Below are 22,988 nucleotides of genomic sequence, written 5' to 3' on the forward strand. Positions count from 1 at the left end.
GACGGCTACTCGGCCTTGACCAGCCGGAGCGCGAGTTCGGGGCAGACCTTGACCGCCTTGAGCGCGCCCTCGCGCAGCCAGGTCGGCACCGGGGTGGGCGGGAAGGCCGGGTAGCCGTTGCCGTCGAGCCGGATGAAGTCCGGCACCACGTGCGCGCAGAGCCCGTGCCCGTCGCAGCGGGACCAGTCCAGGGTGAGTTTCTGCGGGTTGCCGTCGGGCGCGCCGGGCAGGCCCATGGTGCCCTTGACGCGTTTGCCGCAGCCCTCCCCGGTGGCGTGCAGCCGCAGGTCGTCGGCGAACACCTCCATGGCGGACAGCGCGAACCGGGCGGTGCCGTCCGGGTGGCTGCACGCGCCGCGTCCCTTCACGTCGCCGGCCGCGGCCCGGACCAGCTCGATCGGCGCGCTGCCGGAGACCGCGAGGTCGACGGAGCGGGCCAGGTCGGGCAGGCCCATCTTGCACGGGCCGCACTGGCCGGCGGACTCCCCGGCCAGGTAGCGGACCACCTGGGCGGCCTCGCCGAGCGGGCAGGTGTCGGTGCCGAGCGGCACGATGATGCCGGCGCCGAGCGTGCCGCCGACCGCGGCCAACCCCTTGCGGGAGACCTCGGCCCGCTCCGCCGCCTCGGCGGTGATCCACTTGCCGTGGTAGCCGCCCATCAGGATGCCCGGCCCGGGGGGCACCTCGCACAGGTCGAGGATCTCGCGCAGCGGGGTGCCGGCGGCACACTCCACCACGGCTGGTCGCTTCGCCGACCCGGTGACGGTGAGCAGCACGGTGCCCGGCTCGTCGTCGGTGCCGAGCGCCGCGTACTCGTACGGGCCGATCCGGGCGGCGACCGCGAGCTGGGCGTACGTCTCGGCGTTGGAGAGCAGGGTGGGCAGCCCGTTGACGCCGGAGTCGCTTGACCGTTTCTTGGTGCCGGGTGGGATGTGCGGCAGCCCGTTGATGCCGTTGACGAGCGCGCCGCCCTCGCCGGAGATGAACCGGTGCGGCACGGTCACGATGGTGGTCGGCACCGGCATCCGCCGTTCCTGCAACGCCTCGGTCAGTGAGGGCCGGCCCACGTCGTCGTCGGACACCCCGATCACGATCTCCTCGGCGTCCAGCGCGAACGCGGCGAGCGCGGCGCCGTCCAGGACGAGGTGCGGGGCCCGGGTGAGCAGCACCTTGTCCTTCCAGCTCGCCGGCTCGCCCTCGGTGGCGTTGACCACCACCACGGTGGCGAGGTCCTGCCGTTCGGCGGACTCCAGCACGGCGCGCATCTTGCGGGCGAACGGGAAGCCCGCCCCGCCCTTGCCCTTGAGGTCGATCGCCTCGGCGAGCCGGAGCAGCGCGGCCGGCTCCATCGGGCCGATCGGGCCGTGCACCTCCTCGTGGGCGAGCAGGTCGAGCCGGCCGAACTCGGCGAACCCGGCGGTGAGCCGGGGCTCCCCGACGCAGGCGACCGGGGGGATGGCCGTCCGCTTCACCGGGCCTCACCCCGCAGCCCGGCCCAGTACGCCCCGTCGACCGCGTCCGCGTCGGCCTTGCGCCGGCGGCTGGGGCGGCTGTCCTTGGTGGCCCGCATCGCCCGGCGGGAGGCGAGGTCGACAAGCGTGGGGGTGTCGTCGACGAACGCGTCGTCCTCGGCGGTGTATCGGGCCGGCGGACGCCAGTAGTCGGGCTCCTCCGGCACGTCCTCCTCGTCCCGGTAGCGTCGCCCGGTCCCGCTGCGCGGCTCCGCCGAGAGCGGGGTGCCGGAGATCGGGCCGGCCGAGACCGGGCCGGCCGAGATCGGCTCGCTCGCCCAGCGGCGCGGACTGTCCCACGGCTCCTCGGCCTCGTCGCTCGGGCGCGGCGGGGCCGAGTAGCGGGCCACCTCGGCGGGGGTGGCGTACCGGCTGCTGTCCGGCGGGGCGGAGTGCCGACCCCCGGTGTCCGGCGGCGCGGAGTGCCGGCCGCCGTTCTCCGGCGGCGCGGAGTACTGGGAGGCGACCTCCTCGTCGACCCGGGACCGGCGGCTGACCCGCTCCTCGGTGTCCCGGCGGCGCCGACGGGACCGTTCCCCGTCGCGCCGGCCGGCGACCGGCTCCAGCTCCTCGTCCCGGCTCCGGCGCACCGGTTCGCGTTCGGTGTCGCGGACCCGGGTGGAGGTGGTCACCCGCTCGGTGTCCCGGCTCCGGGTGGACCGCCGGGCGGCCGGGACCTCCTGCGTGCGGGCGCGCCGCGCCGGCTCGGCCGGCTCCTCGGCGCGCCGCCGGGCGGCGGCGGCACGGACCGGCTCCCGCAGCGATCCGGGCTCCGGCACCACCGGTACGGCGAACCGCTCGGGGTCCCGCTGCCGGGCGGTGCCGGCGGGCGCGGTCCAGGTGGCGGTGGCCTCGGCCCAGCGCCCGCCCCGACCCCGGCCGGTGGCGCTCTCGTCCTTGTCCGCGGTCTTCTTGCGGGCCAGCGCCGCGAACACGCCGGTACGTTCCTCGCTCTTGCCGGCCATCGCCTTGTTCAGGGCGGCGGCCTGGTGCTGTTCGCGGCTGCGCTTGCCGAGGTGGACGGAGAGGCGCACCAGCAGCGCCATCACCACGAGCAGCACGCAGGCGAGATAGCTGAGCACCACCCAGCTCTTCGCGGCCCGGCCGGCGTTCAGGCCGTGGAACAGCGCGAACGGCCAGGACACGTACGCCATCGAGTGCAGCGCGCGCCAGAACCACTTGGGACCGACGCCGGCGAACCGGACCCGGATCAGCCCGGTCCAGAGCACGCCCACCATGAGCAGCGCGGCGACGGTGCCCAGCCCGACGTAGAGGCCGCTGCCGCCGAGGAACGGCACCACCGCGTCGGTCGGCCCGGCCCGGCCGATCGCGATCTTGGTGATGACGTGGAAGACCAGCCCGACCACGCCGAGCACGCCGGTGGCGCGGTGCGCGGACTGGAGCAGCACCCGGTGCCGGATGAGCAGCACCAGCCGGTCGGTGGCGAGCAGCCCCAGCATCACGGTGAGGCTGAGCGAGACCAGGGTGACCACCCCGGCGAAGAACTCGGTGAAGAAGAATCCGTACGCGTACACGGCGCCGCCGGCGCCGGCCAGCTCCACACCCGCCCACGCGAGGCCGAGTGCGGAGGCGGTGAGTGCCACCATCGCGGACTTCGACACGGTCCGGACACCACGGCTGCTGGTGGTGGTCCGGACGGTCGTCGCCTTCTCGTTCTGCTGTGCCCGGGCCATCTGCTCCTCGATCGTCTCGCGGCGGCGCCCCCACCGGCCGACCCTGCTCCCACCTCAGGTACGGAGCGACGGCCCGGACGGATCACCTCCGGTGGCGAATTTCTCGACCGGTTCCTCGAACCGTCCCGGTCGGACGCGCGTGTAGCGGTGCACGCAACGACGGATGCCCATGCGTTGACATTTCTTGCAACATGCTCGTAACCTTGCGGAAAATTTCAGCGCCGGCTGCAAGAACCCGGCACTGAAGCCCTCCCCAGGCTCCACTCCCCCACATCCCCCGTCCCGTAGGAGTCCTGATGCAACGACGTCGACGCCGCGCCACGGCGCTCGTCCTCGGCCTCGCCGCCGGCCTGCTCGTCCCGACCACGGTGGCGGCACCCCCGGCCGCCGCCGCCACGCCCGGCAGCAAGAAGGTCATCGTCCAGCTCTTCGAGTGGAACTGGACGTCGGTGGCGAGCGAGTGCACCAGCACGCTCGGCCCGAAGGGCTACGGCTACGTCCAGGTGTCCCCGCCGCAGGAGCACGTCAACAGCAGCCCCTGGTGGGTGTCCTACCAGCCGGTCAGCTACCGGATCGAGTCCCGCAAGGGCACCCGCGCCCAGTTCCAGTCCATGGTGAACACCTGCCACAACGCCGGCGTCAAGGTGATCGTCGACGCGGTGGTCAACCACATGTCCGGCCAGGAGAACGGCGGCACCGGTTGGGCCGGCACGTCGTACGGCCACTACAACTACCCGGGCACCTACTCCTCGGCGGACTTCCACTACTGCGGTCGCAACGGCAACAACGACATCGCCAACTACAACGACCGGTACGAGGTGCAGAACTGCGAGTTGGTCAACCTGGCCGACCTCAAGACCGAGTCGGACTACGTCCGCACCCGGCTCGCGACGTACCTCAACGACCTGCTCTCGCTCGGCGTGGACGGGTTCCGGCTGGACGGCAGCAAGCACATGCCGGCCGCCGACATCGCCGCGATCAAGGCCAAGCTGTCCCGGCCGGCGTACCTCGTGCAGGAGGTCATCTACGGCGCGGGTGAGCCGGTCCAGCCGACCGAGTACACCGGCAACGGCGACGTGCACGAGTTCCGGTACGGCAAGGACCTGGCCCGGATGTTCAACAACGAGCGGCTGGCGTACCTGAAGAACTTCGGCGAGTCCTGGGGCTACCTGCCGGGCGGCTCGGCGGTGGTCTTCACCGACAACCACGACACCCAGCGCGACGGCGGCGTGCTCACCTACCGCGACCGCGGCGAGTACGCGCTGGCCAACGCGTTCATGCTGGCCTGGCCGTACGGCACCCCGGCGGTGATGTCGAGCTTCACGTTCAGCAACAAGGACCAGGCCCCGCCCTCGGACGGCAGCAACAAGATCACCAACACCACCTGCTACTCGGGCTGGGAGTGCGAGCACCGCTGGGCGGTCATCGCCAACATGGTCGGCTTCCGCAACGCCACCGAGGGCGCCGCGGTCGCCAACTGGTACGACAACGGCTACCAGCACATCGCGTTCAGCCGGGCCGGCAAGGGCTACCTGACGATCAACGACGAGGACTCCGCGGTGAGCGGGCGGTCCTACTACACCGGGCTGCCGGCCGGCCGCTACTGCGACGTCATCCACGGCACGTTCAGCAACGGGTCGTGCAGCGGTCCGGTGATCACGGTGGACTCGTCAGGTTGGTTCGCCGCGACCGTCAACGCGCACGACGCCATCGCCATCCACGTCGGAGCGAAGGTGAGCTGACCTCGCCCGTACCCCCGAGTGAAGCCCTCGTGCCGGCAGTTCCCGGCGCGGGGGCTTCGTCTCGGTTACAGTCACTTTCGTGCATTATGACCATGTCACCGGGCGGCGGATCCCCGGCTGGCTGTTCGCCGCGCTCGGCGTACCGCTGCTGTTGGCCACCGCGCTGCTGGTCGGTCACGCGCTCACCGGCACGCCGGCGCCCACACCGGTCGGCGCCGGACCGGCCCCGACCGGGCCGGCGTCACCACGGCCGTCGCCTGTGGAGTCCGTGCCGCCCGCCGCGCCCGCGCCCGCCGACCTGCCGGTGGTCACCTACGACCCGGCGCCGCGCGGCTTCCCCGCCGACCCGACGCCGGCCGACACCCGGCAGCTCCGCGAGGGGGCGCGGCCGGACCGGAAGATCCCCGCGTACGACGCGCCCGGCGGCCGTCCCCGGGCCTTCCTCGCGCCGACGATCAACGACGTCCCGCTGACCGTGCCGATCGTCGAGCGCCGCACCGGGTGGACCGCGGTGCTGCTCCCCTCCGCGAACCGCACCGTCGCCTGGCTGCCGGAGGGCGGCTGGACCACGGTCGCGCTGCGCGACCAGATCGTGGTGGAACGCCGCACGCACCGGCTCACCTGGCTGCGGGACGGGCGCGCGGTGCACACCTGGCCGGTCAGCCTCGGCATGCCCGGCCAGCTCACCCCGCTCGGCCGCACGTTCATCCTGGGCCGCACCCCGCCGCCGCAGGACGTCTACGGCGGCGTCGACATCTTCGCGCTCGGCGCGATCCCCGACGACCCCGACGCGGTGCCGACCGGCCTGCGGGGCGCGCACATCGGGCTGCACACCTGGTACAACGACGACACGCTCGGCAAGAACGTCACCAACGGCTGCATCCGGCTGACCCGCGCCGCCCAACGCCAACTCCTCGCCGAACTGTCCCCCGGCACCGCCCTCGTGGTCGTCGACCGCCGTTAAGGAGGGGCCCCCTGTTAACGCCTCCGGTAGAGAAGGGTCCCCCTCTCACATGAGTGTGTTAAGAGGTCCTAACTTAATGATGGTGGGCGTAACCGAACTTAATGATGGTGGGCGTAACCGACCGGACGTGAGGGTCGTTTCCTCTGAACGTGAGGAGGGGTGAGCAGCCGCCGTGGATCGTCTCGGACGAGTTGTGGGCCGAGATCGCACCGCTGCTGCCACCCCGCCCACCACGGCGCAGCCGGTATCCAGGGCGTAAGCCCTTCGATGACCGCAAGGTGCTGTGCGGGATCTTGTTCGTGCTCTACACCGCGATCCCCTGGGAGTACCTGCCTCAGGAGCTCGGGTTCGGCTCCGGAATGACCTGCTGGCGCCGGTTGCGGGACTGGAACAACGCCGGCGTGTGGCAACGGCTGCATGAGGTGCTGCTGGCCCGGCTGCGCGGCGCGGGGCAGTTGGACATGTCCAGGGCGGTGATCGACGGCTCCCACATCCGGGCGCTCAAGGACGGCCCAAAACCGGCCCGAGCCCGGTCGACCGCCGCAAGCCTGGCTCGAAACACCACGTCATCACCGACGCCAGCGGCATCCCCCTCGCCGTCACGCTGACCGGCGGCAACAGGCACGACTCCACCCAGACCACCGCCCTACTCGACGCCATCCCGCCCATCGGCGGCCGGCCAGGACCACCGAGGCGGCGCCCCGACCGGCTGTACGCCGATCGGGGCTACGACTACGACAGCCACCGCCAACAGATCCGCGCCCGCGGCGTCACCCCCGTCATCGCCCGACGCGGCACACCCCACGGCTCCGGCCTCGGCACCCACCGATGGGTCGTCGAACGCACCATCGCCTGGCTGCACTGGTTCCGCCGCCTACGCATCCGCTGGGAAATCCGCGACGACATCCACGAAGCCTTCCTCAGCCTCGCCTGCGCCCTCATCTGCTGGCGCCAACTCCAACGTTAGGAGTTCTAAGAGGGGGCCCCTCCTTCAACCCAGCAACCAGCCGTTGGCCTCCGCGACCCGGACCGCGTCGGCGCGGTTGCGGGCGCCGGTCTTGCCGATGGCCGACGAGAGATGGTTGCGGACGGTGCCCTCGGACAGGTGCAGCGTCGCCGCCAGCTCGGCCACCGTGCCGCCGCCCCGGGCCGTCCGCAGCACCTCGGTCTCCCGCTCGGTGAGCGGGCTCGCGCCGGTGGCCAGCGTCTCGGCGGCCAGCGTCGGGTCGACCACCCGCAGGCCGGCGTGCACCCGGCGGACCGCGTCGGCGAGCTGGCGGGCCGGGGTGTCCTTGACCACGAAACCGTTGGCGCCCGCCTCCATCGCCCGCCGCAGGTAGCCGGGCCGGCCGAACGTGGTCACCACCAGCACCCGGCATCCGGGCAGCGCCGCCCGCAGCGCCGCCGCGGCGGCCACCCCGTCCAGGCCGGGCATCTCCACGTCGAGCAGCGCCACGTCCGGGTGGGTACGCAGCGCCTCCGGCACCACCTCGTCGCCGCGGCTCACCTCCGCCACCACTGTCAGGTCCGGTTCCAGCGACAGCAGCGCGGCCAGCGCGCCCCGGACCAACGCCTGGTCGTCGGCGAGCAGCAGTCTGATCGGCGTGGTCATCCGGGTGTCCTTCCGTCGGGGTCGGGCACCGTGACCCGGAGCAGGAAACCGCGCCCGCCGGGTGCCCGGGCCACCGTCACGGTGCCGTCCAACCGGGCCGCCCGCTCCCGCAGCCCGACCAGCCCGTGCCCGGCGCCCGCCGACTCGCCGGCCGGCCCCCGGCCGTCGTCGCGGACCTCCACCCCCGCCGGGTCCACCCGGATCACGCAGCGCCGCGCGCCGCTGTGTCGCACCACGTTCGTCACCCCTTCGCGGACCGCCCAGCCGAACAGTTCGTCCCGGTCCGCCGGCAGCTCCGGCACCGTCCTCGGCAGCTCCGCGACGATGCCCGCGGCGGCCAGCGCCGACCGGGCGCCGGCCACCTCGGACGCCAGATCCACCCCGCGGTACGCCCCGACGGTGCCCCGCACGTCGGCCAGCGCCTCCCGGGCCAGCCGTTCCACGTCGGCGATCTCGACGGCCGCCCGCGCCGGGTCCAGCTCCAGCAGCCGGCCGGCAAGCTCGGCCTTCACCGCCACCACGGTCAGCGAGTGCCCGAGGATGTCGTGCAGGTCCCGGGCGGTGCGGGCGCGCTCCTCGGCCACCGCGAGCCGGCGGATCTCGGCCTGCGCGGCCTGGAGTTCGCCGTTGCGCTGGGCCAGCCGGCTCACCCCGAACATGGCGAACGAGGCGAGCAGCACCGCGAAGACGACAGTGCTCTCCGACTGCCAGCCGGGCACCAGCCGCGACGTGACCGGCGGGGTCGCCGCGGCCAGCACCACCACGACCAGCGCCTCCACCGACGGCAGCAGGAACACCGCGGCGGCGGCCACGAAGACCAGTGTGGTCAGCCAGTCGCCGCCGGTGCCCGGGATGCCGGCCAGGCCGAGCGCGAGCAGCGCCGCGATCAGCAGCCGGGCCCGGTCGGCCGGGATCGGGCGGTGCCGCTGCCGGCGGGCCCGACCCCACTCGAAGATCAGCACGTACGCCACGGCGAACGTGATCACCGAGGCGATTCCGAGCAGTCGCCGCCACAGCTCCGGCTGGTGCAGGGCGGTGACGAACGGGATGTTGAGGAAGAACAGCCAGACCGCCGCCAGCAGCCAGCCGGTGAACCGCCAGTGGCGGCGGTTCACCGGCCGGGCCGGGGCGGTCGGCAACGTCACGCCCACCACGCTAGTGCTCGCCGCCCCGGTCAGACCCGGGTGGTGTCGCGGCGGAACAGGCGGGCCGCGCCGAGACCGAAGAACGCGGTCCAGGCGGCCACGTTGCCGACCGCCGCCCAGTCCACCCCGGTGCCGGTCAGCGGCGCGCGAGCGAGCTGACCGACCCCGTACACCGGGGTGAACGTGGCGATCTGCCGCATCACGTCGGGCAGCAGATCGAGCGGAACGAACAGACCGCCCAGCATGGCCAGGATGGCCAGCGCCGGGCCCATGAACTGCATGACGTTCTCGGCCGGGGCGAGGTAGCCGACGAACAGGCCGAACGCGGCGAAGACCAGCGAGCCGATCCACGCGGTCAGGCCGGACGCCAGCCACACGTGGGCCGGCAACCGCACCCCGGCGGCGGCGCCGACGCCGAACTCGACGAGCACGCCGAGCAGCCCGAGCACCATCGCGGTGGCCACCTTCGTCGCCACGTACGCGGCCGGGCGCAGCGGCGTCAGCCGCAACTGCCGGCTCCAGCCCAGCGCACGCTCGGTGGCGACGGCCGCGCCGGCGCTGGTGGTGGCCACCATGGCCGCGTACACGGCCAGGCTGATCATGATCCAGCCGGTGACCGGCAGGCCGTTGTCGAGCTTCTCGCCGCGCGACGGCAGTCCGAACAGGAGGAAGAAGACCGCCGGCATGACCAGGATGAACATCAGCGTGCGACGGTTGCGCAGGACCCGGCGGATCTCGATGGCGAGCACGGCGGCGGAGAAGCCACCCAGGGCGGGCGGCCGGCGATCGGTCCGGCGCGGGCCGGTGGTGGTGTCGGGTGAGGTGGTGGCGGTCATGCGAGGCTCCCGGGCAGGTCAGGCGGCGGTCAGGGCGAGGAACGCGTCCTCGAGGTTGCGTGCGGTGATCTCCAGGTCCCGGGCGTCGGTGCGGGTCAGCAGGTGCCGGGCGACGACGTCGGAGTCCTCGCTGTGCACCAGGATCGCGTCGCCGCGTACCTCGACGGAGCGGACGCCGGGCAGCGCGGCGAGCGCGGCCTGGTCGGCACCGGGCAGGGTGGCCCGGACCACCCGGCCGGCAGCCAGGTTCTTGATCTCGGCGGTGGTGCCGTCGGCGACCACCCGACCGGCCCGGACCAGCACGATCCGGTCCGCGTACGCGTCGGCCTCGTCCAGGTAGTGGGTGGCGAACAGGACGGTCCGGCCGGAGCGGGCGTCGGCCCGGATCGCCTGCCAGAAGTCGCGCCGGCCCTCGACGTCCATGCCGGTGGTCGGCTCGTCCAGCACCATCAGGTCCGGGTCGGGCAGCAACGCCAGGGCGAACCGCAGCCGCTGCTGCTGGCCGCCGGAGCACTTGCCCACCGGCCGGTCGGCGATCTCGGCGATGCCGGCGCGCTCCAGCACCTCCGCCACCGGCCGGGTGTGGCCGTAGAAGTGCGCGGTCATCCGTACCGTCTCGGCGACGGTGAGGTCCTTGAGCAGCCCGCCGGTCTGCATCACGGCGGCGACCCGGCCGTGCCGGACGGCGTCGGTCGGGCTGCCGCCGAAGAGCCGGACCGTGCCGGCGTCCGGTCGGGCCAGCCCGAGCAGCATGTCCACGGTGGTGGTCTTGCCGGCGCCGTTGGGGCCGAGGAAGGCCACCACCTCACCGGCTGTGATCCGCAGGCTGAGCCCGTCCACGGCGGTCACCGGGCCGTAGGTCTTGGTGAGTCCGGCCAGTTCCACGGCCGGTGCGGTGTCGGTCATGCCCATGATGCTCCGGCCCGCGACCCTCGGGTCCCGGGAGCACCCGTCACGCTCCGCCCATGACATTTGTCAGGCGTAAGCAGGGGCCCCCTGTTAACGCCTCCGGTATAGAAGGGGCCCTCTCTTAACGAGCCGCGTCGGGAGTGAGGGGCGCCGGGCCGGGTAAGCCGCGGCATGGGCGTACCGACCGGACGCGTCGACACGATCGTGCTCATCCACGGGCTCTGGATGACGTCGCGAAGCTGGGAGCACTGGGCCGACCGCTACACGGCGCGCGGCTTCCGGGTGCTCACCCCGGCCTGGCCCGGCCTGGACCGCGAGGTCGAAGACCTGCGGGCCGACCCCACGCCGATCGCCGGCCAGCGGATCGCCACCATCGTCGACCACTACGCGACGATCATCCGGGAGCTGCCCCGACCGCCGATCATCATGGGGCACTCGTTCGGCGGTCTGATCGCCCAACTGCTGCTGGACCGTCGGCTCGGCGCCGCCGTCGTCGGCGTACACCCCGCGCCGGTCAGGGGCGTGCTCAAGCTGCCGCTGAGCACGTTGCGCTCCGGGTTCTCCATCCTGCACAACCCGGCCAACCGGCACCGCGCGGTCCCGTTCACCGCCGAGGACTTCCGGTACGCCTTCGGCAACACGCTCACCCGCGCGGAGTCCGACGCCGCCTGGCAGCGGTACGCCGTACCCGGCGCCGGGCACGTGCTGTTCGAGGGCTCGTTCGCCAACCTGGACCCGGACTCGGCCACCGAGATCGACAAGAAGCGCGGCGACCGGGCACCGCTGCTGATCACCTCCGGTGGCGAGGACCACGTGATCCCGCCGTCGCTGGCCAGCAGTCTCGCCAACCTCTACCGCGGTTCCACCGCGATCACCGGCTACCGGGAGTTCCCCGGCCGGTCGCACTTCGTGGGCGGCGAGCCGGGCTGGGAGGAGGAGGCCGACCACGCGCTGGAGTGGGCGGTCGAGGCGGCCAACGAGTTCTCCCCGACCGTGGTCAGTCAGGCGCCCCGACGCAACCGGGCCGGGTAGCGGTCACCAGGTGGCCGCCACCCGGGGCAAGCTCAGGCCATGAGTCTTGATCGCTCCGGGTCCAGAATCGACCACCTCAACGTCGCCGTGCCCGACCTCGCCGCCGCGGTGGCCTTCTACGAGCCCGTGCTGGCCAGCATCGGGATCACCAAGATGCTCCAGATCCCGCCGAACGCCACCCCGAACCAGCCAACGGCCATGACCGGCTTCGGGCTGGCCGGGGTGAAGCCGTATTTCTGGCTGATCGACGGCGGCACGGTCGGCACGAACATGCACCTGGCCTTCACCGTCGACACCCGCGAGGATGTCGCCACCTTCCATCGCGCCGCGCTCGACGCCGGTGCCACGTCACTGCTGACGCCCGCCGTGCATCCCGAATACCACGACGACTACTACGGCGCCTTCGTGCGGGACCCGCACGGCATCAACCTGGAGGCGGTCTGCCATCGAAGCTAGGCACCTGCCGGTGCCCACCCTCCTGGCACGAGCCCTTCGACGCATAGTCATCCCAGGCAAGGCTCTCCGTAAAGCTCTGGCTGATCTCGCGAGGCGCGCCTGCACGGGCTCACAGACCCAGCTCGTCACGCAGTTCACTCAGCGGGACCGGGGTGTCGCCGGCATCGATGCGGGCCAGGGCGTCGCGGGCCGTCGAGACGTCGGCAGCGTCCTCTGCCAGCCCTTCGTCGTCGCCGAACTGGCGTAGCCACCGCATGTTCCGGTCGTGCTGCTCACTGCTGATCGGCGGTCGCTCCGCCAGCCGGCGGTGAGCGCGTTCGACGTCCTCGTCGGTCACCAGGTAACCGCGCTCGGCCCACCGGGCCCGCAGCCCGTCCGCCCACATCTTCCGTCGCAGGGCGTCCGCGATGAAGCCAGACATCCTGCCGGCTGAGCGCTCGACGTCATCGGCAACGTCGTCGGGCAGGCTGATCGTGATCCGCCGCGTCATGCTCCCAGCATCGTGGGTGCCTGCTTCGTGGCGAGCGCGGCGCGCTGGGCCGTTCGGGACTGGTGTGGGCGTGGGTGGGGCGGGTATGACGGAGCGATGAGGGCGAGTTTCCGGCTCGGTCGGATCGCGGGCGTACCCGTCGGCGTCAACTGGAGTGTCCTGGTCATCTTCGTGCTGATCGCCTGGACGCTGTCGGCCAGCCTGTTCCCGCGCTCGTACCCCGGCCACTCCACGATCGCCTACGTCGCGGCCGGCCTGGCCGCCGCGGTGGTCTTCTTTCTCGGGCTGCTCGCCCACGAGGTGTCGCACGCGGTGGTGGCCAAGCGCAACGGCATCGAGGTCGAGGGCATCACGCTCTGGCTCTTCGGCGGCGTCGCCGAGCTGAAGGGCGAGGCGAAGGATCCCGGCGCCGAGCTGCGGATCGCCGGCGTCGGGCCGCTGGTCAGCCTGATCATCGGCGTGGTGTTCGGCGCGATCGCGGTGGCCGTCGCGGCGGCCGGCGGGCAGGGGCTGCTGCTCGGCGCGCTCTCCTGGCTGGCCGGCATCAACGTGCTGCTGGCGCTCTTCAACGTGCTGCCGGCCGCGCCGCTGGACGGTGGCCGGCTGCTGCGGGCGGCGGTGTGGAAGGCCACCGGCGACCGGACCCGGGCCTCGGTGGTGGCCGCCGGCGCCGGCCGGGTGCTGGGCATCGTGCTGATCGGGCTCGGGCTGTGGCGGTTCCTCAGCGGCGCCGGGTTCGGTGGGCTCTGGCTGGCGCTGATCGGTTGGTTCCTGATCGGCGCGGCCGGGCAGGAGGAGCGGCAGGCGCGCGTCGGTGACGCGCTGCGCGGCGTCCGGGTCGGCGACGTCATGACGCCGCAGCCGCAGACCGCGTCCGGTGACCTGACCGTGGCCGACTTCGTCGACCACTACCTGTTCGCGTACCGGCACTCGGCGCTGCCGCTGACCGTCGACGGCCGGCCGGTCGGTCTGGTCACCCTCGACCGGGTACGCGGCACCGCGCCGGACCGCCGCGCGTCCACCACGCTGGCCGAGGTGTCCTGCCGGGCCGACGAGCTGGTGCTCGCCCGCCCGGAGGAGCAGCTCACCGACCTGCTCCCCCGGCTCAACGAGTGCACCGACGGCCGGGCGCTGGTGGTGATCGACGACCAGTTGGTCGGGATCGTCTCGCCCAGCGACATCAGCCGCGCCGTGCAGCGCGGCAGCCTGCGTCAGCAGACCTCCACCGGTCGCTGACCTCAGTCGCGGGGGAAGTAGCGGTCCAGCTCCGCGGTGCGGAACTTCCCGGCCGGGTCGAACTCGCGCAGCAGCGCGACGAAGTCGGCGTGCCGGGGGTACGCGGCGGCCGGGTCCCGGTCGAACAGCTTGCCCCAGTGCGGGCGCGGCGCGAACGGGGCGAGCCGCTGCTCCACCTCGGCCAGCACCGGCGCGACCGCCGCCGGGTCGCCGATCCAGGTGAAGTGCAGCGCCAGCGTGTCCCGGCGGAAGTTCGGGCTCAGCCACAGCTCGTCGGCGGCCACCGTACGCAGCTCGCAGATCTGGAGCACGGCGGCGATCCGCTCGGCGACCGGGTCGAGCGCGGCGAGCGCCGCCGCCGCGTCGGCGCGGGCCACGTGCCACTCGGACTGCAACTCGTCGCCGCTGCTCGGGGTGAAGCCGAGCCGGAAGTGCGGCAGCCGCTCGTGCCACGGCCCGGGCTCGCCGAACTGGGCGGTGCAGTGCTCGGGTGACATGCCGGGCACCGGGTGCTGCGGCGTCTCGGCCGCCGCCGTGTCCAGCCAGTCGGCCGGCGGCGGCGCCTGGTCGGCAAGCTGCTTGATCCACACCTGGTCGAAGCGCGCCGACCGCCAGCCGGTGAAGACGCTGACGCTGTACGCGGCGTCCAGCGCCTCGTCGAGCGCGGCGCGGGGCAGGCCGAGCCGGACGTACTGCCGGACCGTGAACGTGGGGACCACGTCGAGCGTGAGCCGGGTGATCACGCCCAGCGCGCCGAGGTTGACCACCAGCCCGGCGAACCGGCTGTCGGTCCGGTCGACGGTGAGCAGGTCGCCGTCGGCGGTGACCAGTTCCAATCCGGCGACGGCGGCGGCCAGGTTGCGGTTGGCGACGCCGGAGCCGTGGGTGGCGGTGGCGACCGAGCCGGCCACCGAGATGTGCGGCAGCGAGGCGAGGTTCGCCAGCGCGTACCCCTGGGCGTGGAGTGTGGTGGCCAGGTCGCCGTGGCGCAGGCCGGCGGCGACCGTGACGGTGCCGCGGTCGGGGTCGAGCGCGACGGTGGGCGGCAACCCGTCCAGCGCGACCTGGACGCCCGTGGTGTCGCCGAGCCGGTTGAACGAGTGGCCGGTGCCGACGGCCCGGATCCGGTCCGCCCCGGCGACCAGCCGGCGCAGTTCGTCGAGGGAGGTCGGCCGGTGCCGGGCCCGGGCCGACCAACGGACGTTGCCGGCCCAGTTGGTGTCGGTCATGCGCTGCATCATCCGCCATCCGGCGCGGGCAGGGTTGCTTCGGGGTCGCAGCGGGAATCCTGGACGGATGAGCAGCTACCGCGACCCGAGCCTCCGCGGCGACGTGTACCCGTCGGAGGAGGAGATCGACCCGACCGGCGTCGGCCCCGACCTGACCGAGGCCGGTCCGGACCTGACCGCGCCGGTGCCGACGCCGGAACCCGAGCCGGACCCGGTGCCCCACCCGGGGCCGCCGCCACGCGAGGGGCCGGGCCGGTCGATCGTGACCCGGCATCTGGACGGCTCCGTCGAGGTGGTCACCGACCTGGACGGCGACGGCGTGGCCGACGTGGTGCAGGTCGACCTGGACGGCGACGGTGTCCCGGACCTGACGTACCTGGACAGCGACCGCGACGGCCGGCTCGACACGATCCGGCGGGCGACGGCGGGCTGACCGTCCCGGCCCTGGTCGCGGTCCGCGCTCAGAGCTGCGGCATCACCTCGGCGGCGACCAGTTCCAGGTGGTCCAGGTCGGCCAGGTCGAGCACCTGGAGGTAGATCCGGCTGCTGCCCGCCTCGGCGTACCGGCCGAGCGTGTCGACCACCTCGGCGGGCGTGCCCGCGGCGCCGTTCGCACGCAGTTCGGCGGGCTCCCGGCCGATCGCCTCGGCGCGCCGGGCCACCTCGGCGTCGTCCCGGCCGCAGCAGAGCACCAGCGCGTTGGACCAGGTCATCGTGGCCGGGTCCCGGTCGATCTCGGCGCAGGCGTCCCGCACCCGCCGGAACTGGGCCGTCGTGTCGTCGGCCGAGGCGAACGGCATGTTGAACTCGTCGGCGTACCGGGCGGCCAGGCCGGGCGTGCGCTTCGGACCGCGACCGCCGAGCAGGACCGGCGGGCGGGGCCGCTGCACCGGCTTGGGCAGCGCCGGCGAGTCGGTGACCGGGTAGTACGTGCCGGGAAAGTCGAACGTGGCACCGGCCGGGGTGGACCAGAGTCCGGTGATGACCGCGAGTTGCTCCTCCAATCGGTCGAACCGCTCGCCCACCGGCGGGAACGGGATGCCGTACGCGGCGTGCTCCTCGGCGTACCAGCCGGCGCCGATGCCCAGCTCGACCCGGCCGCCGCTCATCTGGTCGACCTGCGCCACGGTGATGGCGAGCGGGCCGGGCAGCCGGAACGTGGCGGCGCTCATCAGCGTGCCGAGCCGGATCCGGGTGGTGTCCCGGGCCAGGCCGGCGAGTGTGGTCCAGGCGTCGGTCGGTCCGGGATCGCCGCTCACCGAGCCCATTTTCAGGTAGTGGTCGGAGCGGAAGAACGCGGCGAAGCCGGTCTCCTCCGCGCGGCGGGCCACGGCGAGCAGCTGGTCGTAGCTGGCCCCCTGCTGGGGTTCGGTGAAGATCCGCAGTTCCATGCCCCGAGCATAGGGACACCCTCTATGCCTCCACAGACATATAACTGGTATGGCATATTGAACGGGTGCCCGTGGACGCCTTCGCCGTACTGGCCGAGCCCGCCCGCCGCCGCATCCTCGACCGGCTGCGCCGGGCGGAGAGCAGCGTCGGCGACCTGGTGGACGCGCTGGGCATGAGCCAGCCGACCGTCTCCAAACACCTCCGGGTGCTGCGCGAGGCAGGCCTGGTCACCTGCCGCAGCGCGGCCCAACGGCGGATCTACCGGGTCGACACCGGGCCGCTGCGGGCGGTGGACGACTGGCTCGGGCCGTACCGGCTGATGTGGACCGAACACCTCGACGCCCTGGAGCGCCATCTCGACCGTCAGGAGTGACGATGCAGCGTGAAAGCTTCCGCCCCGGCCCGCTCGCCGACGTCGACCGGGTTCCGGTCGACGACCGGTGGGACCTGGTCCTCGTCCGCGGCCTGCGGCACCCGCCCGAGCGGGTGTGGACCGCGCTGACCGACCCGGCGCAGCTCGCCGAGTGGGCCCCGTTCCTGGCCGACCGCGACCTGGGCAGCCCCGGCGAGACCACGCTCCGCACGGTCGACGGCGACTGGGCGCACCCGACGCCGGCCACGATCCTGCGCGCGGACCGCCCGCGCGTGCTGGAGTACACCTGGGGCACCGCCCTGCTCCGCTGGGAGCTGACCCCGACCGACGCCGGCACCACACTCACGGTGCGGCACCGCATCGACCGGCCCGACCTGGCCCCGATGGTGGCCGCCGGCTGGCACCTCTGCCTGGACGTCGCCGGGCACCTGCTCGACGGCGACCCGGTCGGCCCGATCCGCGGCGCGGAGGCGAAGGACTTCGGCTGGGCGGCGCTGCGCGACGCGTACGCCGAGCGCCTGGACCGTCCCTGAGCCTCAGGTCACGGGCGCGGCATCGCCCACGACGTCGAAGGTCCGCCGGGCCGCCTCGACGGCGTCGTGCCGTTCCGCGACCGACCACTCCCGCCCGGCCAGCGCGCGCCGGAAGTCCCGCCAGTCGCGCCCCGGCGAGCCCCCGCTGCGGCGGAAGAACCGGGTCGCCTCCCCCTCGGCCAGCCCCAGCCGGCGCTCCACCTCCGGCGCGATGACGCTGCCGCCCAGGGCACTGCCGAGCAGGACGTACCGGCCGCCGACCGCCCGGGCGAGGGTGTCGAAGCGGAGGCCCGACGAGCCGGCGACCGGCCGGTCGGGCGCGACACCGAGGGCGACCAGGTCGGCGCGGAGCAACGCGGTGGCCCCGCCCAACCGGGGGTCGAGCGGGAGCCCGGACCAGTCGGCGGCGGCGAGGTCCCGCTCCAGCGGCGACCAGGCGGCGAGCAGCCCGGCCAGTGCGGCGGCCAGATCACCTCGGGAGCGGATCCGGTCGGGCAGGCCGAGTCGCCGTTCCACCGCGGCGTGGTGGTCGCCTGTGCCGTCGCGCAGCGCGGCCAGCATCGGCGACGCCGCCGGGCGCCGGGACTGATCGGACATCCGGCGAGTATGCCCAGTCGGGCCGGGCGGCGCACCTCGTCACCGCCGTCCGGGTCGGCCGTTCACCGGTCCAGGTGGTCGGCGGGCGCGGCGAGCGAGCACCTCCTGTCGGTCGGCGACGCGGTGTGCGTACCGGTGTCAGCGTCGTGTGCGCGCGCTGCCAGCGGCGCCCGCCATGGTCGGTGCCATGAGTTACGCATTCGAGGCGGAGGGCCTGGTCAAGCGGTTCGGTTCGACGACCGCGCTGGCTGGGATCGACCTCGCCGCACGACGGGGGACCGTGCTGGGGGTGCTGGGGCCGAACGGCGCCGGCAAGACCACCGCGGTACGCATCCTCGCCACCCTGCTGCGCCCGGACGGGGGGCGGGCCATCGTCGGCGGTCACGACGTGGTCGCCGACGCCGCCCGGGTCCGTCGGCTGATCGGCCTGACCGGGCAGTACGCGTCGGTCGACGAGGACCTGACCGGTACGCAGAACCTGGTGCTGATCGGCCGGCTGCTGGACCTGAGCCGGCGCGACGCCCGGGCGCGGGCGGCCGAACTGCTCGCCTGGTTCGACCTGACCGCCGCCGCCGGACGGCCGGCCAAGACGTACTCCGGTGGCATGCGCCGCCGGCTGGACCTGGCCGCGAGCCTGGTCGGCCGGCCGGAGGTGATCTACCTGGACGAGCCGACGACCGGCCTGGACCCGGCCAAGCGCGAGGAGATGTGGGGGGTGGTCCGCTCGCTCGTCGACGACGGCTCGACGGTGCTGCTCACCACGCAGTACCTGGACGAGGCGGACGCGCTGGCCGACGAGATCTCGGTGATCGACCACGGTCGGGTGATCGCCCACGGCACGCCGGCCGAGCTGAAGCGCATCGCCGGCAGCCAGACCATCGTGGTCCGGCCGACCGAGCCGGATCGGATCGGCGAGGTCGCCGACATCCTGCGCGCCGCCACCGGCGCCGAACCCGAACTCCCCCGGCCCGGCCTGCTCACCGTGCCGGTGGAGGGCGACGCGGCGTTCACCGCGGTCGTGCGCCGGCTCGACGACGCCGGCATCGGGGTGGTCGAGCTGGCGCTACGGCTGCCCAGCCTGGACGAGGTGTTCTTCACGTTGACCGGCCACGGCGCCGAACAGCCCACGGAGGTGGCGGCATGACCACGACCACGCACCCGGCGGCGACGCCGCCCCGGACCCGTACGCCCCGGCCCGGCGCCCGCCCGTTCGGGCTGGTCCGGCACAGCCTCGCGCTCGCCGGCCGCAGCCTGATCAAGACGCTCCGCACGCCGGAGCAGCTCCTCGACGTGACGCTCCAACCGATCGTCTTCGTGCTGATCTTCGTCTACCTGCTGGGCGGCGCGATCTCCGGCTCGCAGCACGAGTACCTGGAGTTCCTGCTCCCGGCGATCATGGTGCAGACCGTGCTGTTCGCGTCCGTCGCGACCGGCGTCAGCCTCAACACCGACATCGAGAAGGGCGTCTTCGACAGGTTCCGCAGCCTGCCGATCGCCCGGTCCGCGCCGCTTGTCGGCTCCGTGGTCGGCGACCTGGTGCGGTTCGTGGTCTCGATCGTGGTGCTGTTCACGTTCGGCTACGCCATCGGCTTCCGGATCGGCACCGATCCGCTGTCCACGCTGGCGGCGTGCCTGCTGACCATCGCGTTCGCGTTCGCGGTGAGCTGGGTCGGGGTGCTGCTCGGCGTGCTGATGCGTAGCCCGAGCGCGGTGCAGGGCACCGCGTTCCTGGTGATGTTCCCGCTGACGTTCGGCACCAACATGATGGCGCCCACCGACACGATGCCCGGCTGGTTGCAGTGGTGGGTCGGCGTGAACCCGGTGGCCGACGTGATGACCGCGGCGCGGGGCCTGATCCTCGGCGGCCCGGTCGCCGGGCCGGTGACCCGGTCACTGATCTGGACCGTGGCGATCATCGCGGTCTGCGCGCCGCTGGCCGTCCGGGCCTACCGACGCCGCGCCTGACCGGCCACACCGAGTCGGGCCGGGTCGCCGCTCGCCGGGGCGGTGGCCCGGCTCAGGCCGTCCGGGCCGGGTCGCCGCTCACGGACGCCAGGGCGGCGGCCCGGCTCAGGCCGTGCCCCCGGGCGTACGCGGCGGCGTACCCGTCGTCGCCCAGCTCGGCGCGCAGCCGCTCGGCGAGCCGCTGCGCGTCCGGGTTGGACCGGTCCGGCCAGCCGCGCAGCGAGTCGGACGTGCCGAGCAGTTCGGCGGCCCGCTCGTACCGGCCCTCCGCCGCGGCGACCGCCACCCAGCCGACCGCGATGATCGCGATCACCGGCATGTCCCGGGCGGCGAGCCCCCGGGCGGTGGCCTCGGACAGGCAGCCACGCGCACCCGGCACGTCGCCCCGGGCGAGCGCGAGATTCGCCATCGCGGCCAACAGCAGCCCGCGGAACTGCGGCGCGACGAGCGGCGCCTCGTCCTGGCGGCGCATCGCCTCCGCGAAACACTCCGCCGCCTCGTCGAGCGAACCCTCGATCCGGGCGATGTCCCCGAGCATCATCAGCGCGAACGCGGCGTCCCGGCCCTCCCGGTCGGCCACCCGCTCGGCCACGAACCGGCGCAGTTCCGCCTTGGCGCCGGCCACGTCCCCGGACCGGGCCCGGATGGCCGCCAGCCAGATCAACTGGAAGCCCGGCTCGGCGCTCGGGTTCAGCTCGCGGACCAGCCGCGCCGACTCCTCCAGCGCGGCCGTGGCCGCCGGGAAGTCACCGCGCTTGGTGAGCGCGTCGGCGTACTGGCTCAGCACCATCGACAGGCTCCACCGTTCGCCGACCACCCGCAGCTCCGCGACCGCCCCGGTCAGGTCGCGCAGCATGCCTTCGGCGTCGCCGTCGTTCTCCCGGATCTGGCCGCGCATGGTGAGCAGCGTGCCGTCGGTCCACGGGTCGGGGTGCCCGCGGGCGCGGTCCACCGCCGCGATCCCGGCGCCGGTGTCGTCGGTGAACATCGACAGGGCCGGTTCGAGCAGCGCCACCAGCGGGTGCCCGGTCCCCTGCGCCGCGCGGACCGCGTCGGTCAGCTCCGCGATCCGCTCCGGCGTGGGCTCGCGGGCGCTGTGGAACATCTCGGTGATCATGCGGATGGCGAGCACCACGGCCCGCTCCGCCGCCGGCGCCGGGCCGGGCAGCGCGAGCGCGCGGGCCAGCACGTCGCCGCCGATCCCGCCGTCGTCACCCCAGATGATCAGCGGCAGCGCCAGCCCGGCGCCGATCCGCAGCGCGGTGTCCGCGTCCCCGGCGTCGCAGGCGAAGTGCAGCGCGCCGACGATGTTCTCCCGCTCCGCGGCCAGCAGCCGCAGCCAGGGGAGCTGGCCGGCGGTGCGCAGGTGCGGCTCCGCGACCACCACCAGGTCCCGGAAGTACGCGGCGTGCGCGGCCCGCGCCTCGGCGGCGCCACCGGACGCGACGAGCCGCTCCAGCCCGTACTCCCGGATGGTCTCCAGCATCCGGAACCGCCCGTCGCCGACCACCTGGAGCAGCGACTTGTCGACGAGCGCGTCGAGCAGCGCGGCGGCGGCCGGGCCGGCGACGCCGGCCGCCGACTCGGCGGTGACCGAGGCCGGGAACACGGCGAGCCGTTCGGCGAGCCGGCGCTCGTCGCCGGTGAGCAGACCCCAGCTCCAGTCCACCACCGCGCGCAGCGTCCGGTGCCGGGGCAGCGCGGTCCGGCTGCCGCCGGTCAGCAGCCGGAACCGGTCGTCCAGGCCGGCCGCGACCTGCCCCGGCGACAGCGTCCGCAGCCGCGCCGCGGCCAGTTCGATGGCGAGCGGCAGGCCGTCCAGGCGGCGGCAGATCTCCACCACGTCGGCGACGTTGTGGTCGGTCACCGTGAACCCGGCCCGCACGGCCCCGGCCCGGTCGCGCAGCAACTGCACCGAGGGGTACGCGACCGCGTCGGCCGGCGACACGTCCGCCGGCGGCAGGCGCAGCGGCGGTACGGGATCCAGCGCCTCGCCGACGATGCCGAGCGGCTCGCGGGACGTGGCCAGCACACGCAGCCCCGGGCAGCGGCCGAGCAGCTCCTCGGCGAGCCGGGCGGCGGCCTCGACGACGTGCTCGCAGTTGTCCAGCACGATCAACGTCTCGTCGGCGGCGAGCGCGTCGACCAGCCGGCCGAGCGTGTCACGGATCGGCGTCCGGGCCGGTTCCAGCGCCCGCTCCCGGCGACCCAGCGTGTCGAGCACGGCGCGGGGCACGTCCGCCGGGTCGGTGATCGGGGCCAGCTCGACCAGCCAGGCCCCACCCGGTACGCCGTCCGCCAGCCGGCCGGCCGCCACGCTCGCCAGCCGGGTCTTGCCGGCGCCGCCCGGCCCGAGCAGCGTGACCAGCCGGTTGCCGGCGAGCAGCCCGGTGAGCCGACGCAGGTCGTCGCCCCGCCCGACGAACGTGGTGAGCGCGGCGCGCAGGTTCCCCCGCCGCCCGGCGGGCGCCGGTGGTGGGGCCGCCTCGCCCCGCAACAACGCCAGGTGCGCGGCCCGCAGCTCGGGCGAGGGATCCACCCCCAGCTCCTCGGCGAGCCGCTCCCGGATCCGCTCGTACGCGGCCAGCGCCTCGGCGGGCCGACCGGCGGCGGCCAACGCCCGCAGGCGCAGCGCGGCCAGCCGCTCCCGCAGCGGGTGCGCGGCGGTCAGCTCGTCCAGCTCGGCCACCAGCAGCTCCGGCCGGCCGGTCCGCAGCTCCGCCTCGATCCGGTCCTCCTGGGCGGTGAGCCGCAGCTCCGTCAGGCGCGCCACGGCGGCGTCCGCGTACGGCGCGTCGGCGACCTCGGCCAGCGCGGGGCCGCGCCACAGCGCCAGCGCGTCCCGCAGTGACCCGAGCGCCCGCTGCGGGTCGCCGTCGCGCAGCGCCTCCCGCCCCTGGCGGGCCAGCCGCGCGAACCGCTCCGCGTCCACGTCGTCCGGCGCCAGGTCGAGCCGGTACCCGGTCGGGCCGCGGCGCACCCCGAGCCCGGGCACCGCGCGGCGCAGCCGGGACACCAGCGTCTGCACGGCGTTCGCGGTGTCGGCGGGCGGCGCGTCCGCCCAGAGCGCCTCGGCCAGCGCCGGCACGCTCACCGGGCGGCCCGGGTCCAGGGCGAGACGGATCAGCAGCGCCCGCAGCCGGGCACCGGCGACGTCGACGGCCTGTTCGCCGTCGCGGACCTCCAGCGGCCCGAGGATCCCCACCCGCACGCCGTCACTCTCTCATCCCCGCGAACAGCCGAGCGCGGCGTGCCCGTGGCAGCCGCTGTCC

At 74.0% G+C, this 22,988-nt stretch carries 22 protein-coding genes; 11 read left to right on the forward strand and 11 right to left on the reverse strand.

Translation table 11 applies throughout. The annotated features are described in order from the left end of the window. Positions 1-5 precede the first annotated feature (5 nt). Both OG767_RS24755 and OG767_RS24760 read right to left on the reverse strand, forming a co-directional pair. Positions 6-1,472, reverse strand: a complete 1,467-nt coding sequence (locus tag OG767_RS24755; RefSeq protein ID WP_405090726.1) for an NADH-ubiquinone oxidoreductase-F iron-sulfur binding region domain-containing protein — start codon at positions 1,470-1,472, stop codon at positions 6-8. Further along, positions 1,469-3,205 (reverse strand): hypothetical protein, encoded by a 1,737-nt coding sequence (locus OG767_RS24760; RefSeq protein ID WP_405090727.1) that lies wholly within the window; start codon positions 3,203-3,205, stop codon positions 1,469-1,471. Before OG767_RS24760 ends, OG767_RS24755 begins: the two co-directional genes overlap by 4 nt. A gap of 296 nt (positions 3,206-3,501) precedes the next feature. Here OG767_RS24760 and OG767_RS24765 point away from each other — a divergent pair, with 296 nt between their 5' ends. From OG767_RS24765 to OG767_RS24775, 3 genes are all read left to right on the forward strand, one after another. Next, a complete protein-coding gene (locus OG767_RS24765; protein WP_405090728.1) occupies positions 3,502-4,947 on the forward strand; it encodes an alpha-amylase family protein in 1,446 nt (481 codons plus the stop codon). A 79-nt stretch (positions 4,948-5,026) separates the two neighbouring features. After that, entirely contained in the window at positions 5,027-5,911 is an 885-nt protein-coding gene (locus OG767_RS24770) for a L,D-transpeptidase family protein (protein WP_405090729.1), read from the forward strand. 176 nt (positions 5,912-6,087) lie between these two features. Next, a protein-coding gene (locus OG767_RS24775; protein WP_405094301.1) for an IS5 family transposase occupies positions 6,088-6,878 on the forward strand; the annotation gives its coding sequence in 2 pieces (ribosomal slippage) (positions 6,088-6,424 and positions 6,424-6,878; 792 coding nt in all). A gap of 24 nt (positions 6,879-6,902) precedes the next feature. Here the strand turns inward: OG767_RS24775 and OG767_RS24780 are convergent. From OG767_RS24780 to OG767_RS24795, 4 genes are read right to left on the reverse strand one after another with little or no spacing between them, the layout of a single operon-like run. Further along, positions 6,903-7,523 (reverse strand): response regulator transcription factor, encoded by a 621-nt coding sequence (locus tag OG767_RS24780; protein WP_281937037.1) that lies wholly within the window; start codon positions 7,521-7,523, stop codon positions 6,903-6,905. After that, positions 7,520-8,668, reverse strand: a complete 1,149-nt coding sequence (locus OG767_RS24785) for a sensor histidine kinase (protein ID WP_405090730.1) — start codon at positions 8,666-8,668, stop codon at positions 7,520-7,522. Before OG767_RS24785 ends, OG767_RS24780 begins: the two co-directional genes overlap by 4 nt. A gap of 29 nt (positions 8,669-8,697) precedes the next feature. Then, on the reverse strand, positions 8,698-9,504 hold the full coding sequence (locus OG767_RS24790) for an ABC transporter permease (protein ID WP_405090731.1): 807 nt from the start codon (positions 9,502-9,504) through the stop codon (positions 8,698-8,700). A gap of 18 nt (positions 9,505-9,522) precedes the next feature. Beyond that, positions 9,523-10,410: an ABC transporter ATP-binding protein gene (locus tag OG767_RS24795; protein ID WP_405090732.1), complete on the reverse strand. Its 888-nt coding sequence runs from the start codon at positions 10,408-10,410 to the stop codon at positions 9,523-9,525. 174 nt (positions 10,411-10,584) lie between these two features. Between OG767_RS24795 and OG767_RS24800 the strand changes: the two genes are divergently transcribed. After that, positions 10,585-11,445, forward strand: coding sequence for an alpha/beta hydrolase (locus OG767_RS24800; RefSeq protein WP_405090733.1), 861 nt, complete (start codon positions 10,585-10,587; stop codon positions 11,443-11,445). A gap of 39 nt (positions 11,446-11,484) precedes the next feature. Further along, positions 11,485-11,901 (forward strand): VOC family protein, encoded by a 417-nt coding sequence (locus tag OG767_RS24805; RefSeq protein ID WP_405090734.1) that lies wholly within the window; start codon positions 11,485-11,487, stop codon positions 11,899-11,901. A gap of 109 nt (positions 11,902-12,010) precedes the next feature. Here OG767_RS24805 and OG767_RS24810 read toward each other — a convergent pair whose 3' ends face one another. Further along, the gene (locus tag OG767_RS24810) at positions 12,011-12,391 is read right to left on the reverse strand and encodes a hypothetical protein (protein WP_405090735.1); all 381 of its coding nucleotides are present in this window, start codon (positions 12,389-12,391) and stop codon (positions 12,011-12,013) included. A 96-nt stretch (positions 12,392-12,487) separates the two neighbouring features. Between OG767_RS24810 and OG767_RS24815 the strand changes: the two genes are divergently transcribed. Beyond that, positions 12,488-13,627, forward strand: coding sequence for a site-2 protease family protein (locus OG767_RS24815; protein WP_405090736.1), 1,140 nt, complete (start codon positions 12,488-12,490; stop codon positions 13,625-13,627). Between the two features lie 2 nt (positions 13,628-13,629). Here OG767_RS24815 and OG767_RS24820 read toward each other — a convergent pair whose 3' ends face one another. Continuing rightward, entirely contained in the window at positions 13,630-14,856 is a 1,227-nt protein-coding gene (locus OG767_RS24820; RefSeq protein WP_405090737.1) for an FAD-binding protein, read from the reverse strand. A gap of 67 nt (positions 14,857-14,923) precedes the next feature. On the opposite strand from OG767_RS24820, the gene OG767_RS24825 reads away from it, so the two are divergent. After that, positions 14,924-15,289: a hypothetical protein gene (locus tag OG767_RS24825; protein WP_405090738.1), complete on the forward strand. Its 366-nt coding sequence runs from the start codon at positions 14,924-14,926 to the stop codon at positions 15,287-15,289. Between the two features lie 28 nt (positions 15,290-15,317). Here OG767_RS24825 and OG767_RS24830 read toward each other — a convergent pair whose 3' ends face one another. Continuing rightward, positions 15,318-16,247 carry an LLM class F420-dependent oxidoreductase gene (locus OG767_RS24830; RefSeq protein WP_405090739.1) on the reverse strand — a complete coding sequence of 310 codons (930 nt, stop codon included), beginning with the start codon at positions 16,245-16,247 and terminating at the stop codon, positions 15,318-15,320. 65 nt (positions 16,248-16,312) lie between these two features. Between OG767_RS24830 and OG767_RS24835 the strand changes: the two genes are divergently transcribed. Together OG767_RS24835 and OG767_RS24840 are read left to right on the forward strand one after the other, a co-directional pair. Continuing rightward, positions 16,313-16,621: an ArsR/SmtB family transcription factor gene (locus OG767_RS24835; protein WP_405090740.1), complete on the forward strand. Its 309-nt coding sequence runs from the start codon at positions 16,313-16,315 to the stop codon at positions 16,619-16,621. Positions 16,622-16,623: 2 nt separating this feature from the next. Further along, positions 16,624-17,154 (forward strand): SRPBCC family protein, encoded by a 531-nt coding sequence (locus tag OG767_RS24840; RefSeq protein WP_405090741.1) that lies wholly within the window; start codon positions 16,624-16,626, stop codon positions 17,152-17,154. A 3-nt stretch (positions 17,155-17,157) separates the two neighbouring features. Here the strand turns inward: OG767_RS24840 and OG767_RS24845 are convergent, their stop codons facing one another. Then, positions 17,158-17,751 (reverse strand): biliverdin-producing heme oxygenase, encoded by a 594-nt coding sequence (locus tag OG767_RS24845; RefSeq protein WP_405090742.1) that lies wholly within the window; start codon positions 17,749-17,751, stop codon positions 17,158-17,160. Between the two features lie 187 nt (positions 17,752-17,938). Between OG767_RS24845 and OG767_RS24850 the strand changes: the two genes are divergently transcribed. Together OG767_RS24850 and OG767_RS24855 are read left to right on the forward strand one after the other, a co-directional pair. Then, positions 17,939-18,895 carry an ATP-binding cassette domain-containing protein gene (locus tag OG767_RS24850; protein WP_405090743.1) on the forward strand — a complete coding sequence of 319 codons (957 nt, stop codon included), beginning with the start codon at positions 17,939-17,941 and terminating at the stop codon, positions 18,893-18,895. After that, positions 18,892-19,716: an ABC transporter permease gene (locus OG767_RS24855; RefSeq protein ID WP_405090744.1), complete on the forward strand. Its 825-nt coding sequence runs from the start codon at positions 18,892-18,894 to the stop codon at positions 19,714-19,716. Before OG767_RS24850 ends, OG767_RS24855 begins: the two co-directional genes overlap by 4 nt. Before the next feature lie 52 nt (positions 19,717-19,768). Here OG767_RS24855 and OG767_RS24860 read toward each other — a convergent pair whose 3' ends face one another. Continuing rightward, positions 19,769-22,927, reverse strand: coding sequence for a BTAD domain-containing putative transcriptional regulator (locus tag OG767_RS24860; protein ID WP_405090745.1), 3,159 nt, complete (start codon positions 22,925-22,927; stop codon positions 19,769-19,771). Positions 22,928-22,988: the final 61 nt, after the last annotated feature.

Source organism: Micromonospora sp. NBC_01392 (assembly GCF_045040125.1).
Taxonomy (GTDB): domain Bacteria; phylum Actinomycetota; class Actinomycetes; order Mycobacteriales; family Micromonosporaceae; genus Micromonospora.

Coding starts and splice junctions, on each gene's coding strand:
- OG767_RS24760 (WP_405090727.1), bottom strand. CDS start 3,205: ATGGCCCGGGCACAGCAGAACGAGAAGGCGACGACCGTCCGGACCACC.
- OG767_RS24765 (WP_405090728.1), top strand. CDS start 3,502: ATGCAACGACGTCGACGCCGCGCCACGGCGCTCGTCCTCGGCCTCGCC.
- OG767_RS24780 (WP_281937037.1), bottom strand. CDS start 7,523: ATGACCACGCCGATCAGACTGCTGCTCGCCGACGACCAGGCGTTGGTC.
- OG767_RS24790 (WP_405090731.1), bottom strand. CDS start 9,504: ATGACCGCCACCACCTCACCCGACACCACCACCGGCCCGCGCCGGACC.
- OG767_RS24795 (WP_405090732.1), bottom strand. CDS start 10,410: ATGACCGACACCGCACCGGCCGTGGAACTGGCCGGACTCACCAAGACC.
- OG767_RS24800 (WP_405090733.1), top strand. CDS start 10,585: ATGGGCGTACCGACCGGACGCGTCGACACGATCGTGCTCATCCACGGG.
- OG767_RS24805 (WP_405090734.1), top strand. CDS start 11,485: ATGAGTCTTGATCGCTCCGGGTCCAGAATCGACCACCTCAACGTCGCC.
- OG767_RS24810 (WP_405090735.1), bottom strand. CDS start 12,391: ATGACGCGGCGGATCACGATCAGCCTGCCCGACGACGTTGCCGATGAC.
- OG767_RS24815 (WP_405090736.1), top strand. CDS start 12,488: ATGAGGGCGAGTTTCCGGCTCGGTCGGATCGCGGGCGTACCCGTCGGC.
- OG767_RS24820 (WP_405090737.1), bottom strand. CDS start 14,856: ATGACCGACACCAACTGGGCCGGCAACGTCCGTTGGTCGGCCCGGGCC.
- OG767_RS24825 (WP_405090738.1), top strand. CDS start 14,924: ATGAGCAGCTACCGCGACCCGAGCCTCCGCGGCGACGTGTACCCGTCG.
- OG767_RS24830 (WP_405090739.1), bottom strand. CDS start 16,247: ATGGAACTGCGGATCTTCACCGAACCCCAGCAGGGGGCCAGCTACGAC.
- OG767_RS24840 (WP_405090741.1), top strand. CDS start 16,624: ATGCAGCGTGAAAGCTTCCGCCCCGGCCCGCTCGCCGACGTCGACCGG.
- OG767_RS24845 (WP_405090742.1), bottom strand. CDS start 17,751: ATGTCCGATCAGTCCCGGCGCCCGGCGGCGTCGCCGATGCTGGCCGCG.
- OG767_RS24850 (WP_405090743.1), top strand. CDS start 17,939: ATGAGTTACGCATTCGAGGCGGAGGGCCTGGTCAAGCGGTTCGGTTCG.
- OG767_RS24855 (WP_405090744.1), top strand. CDS start 18,892: ATGACCACGACCACGCACCCGGCGGCGACGCCGCCCCGGACCCGTACG.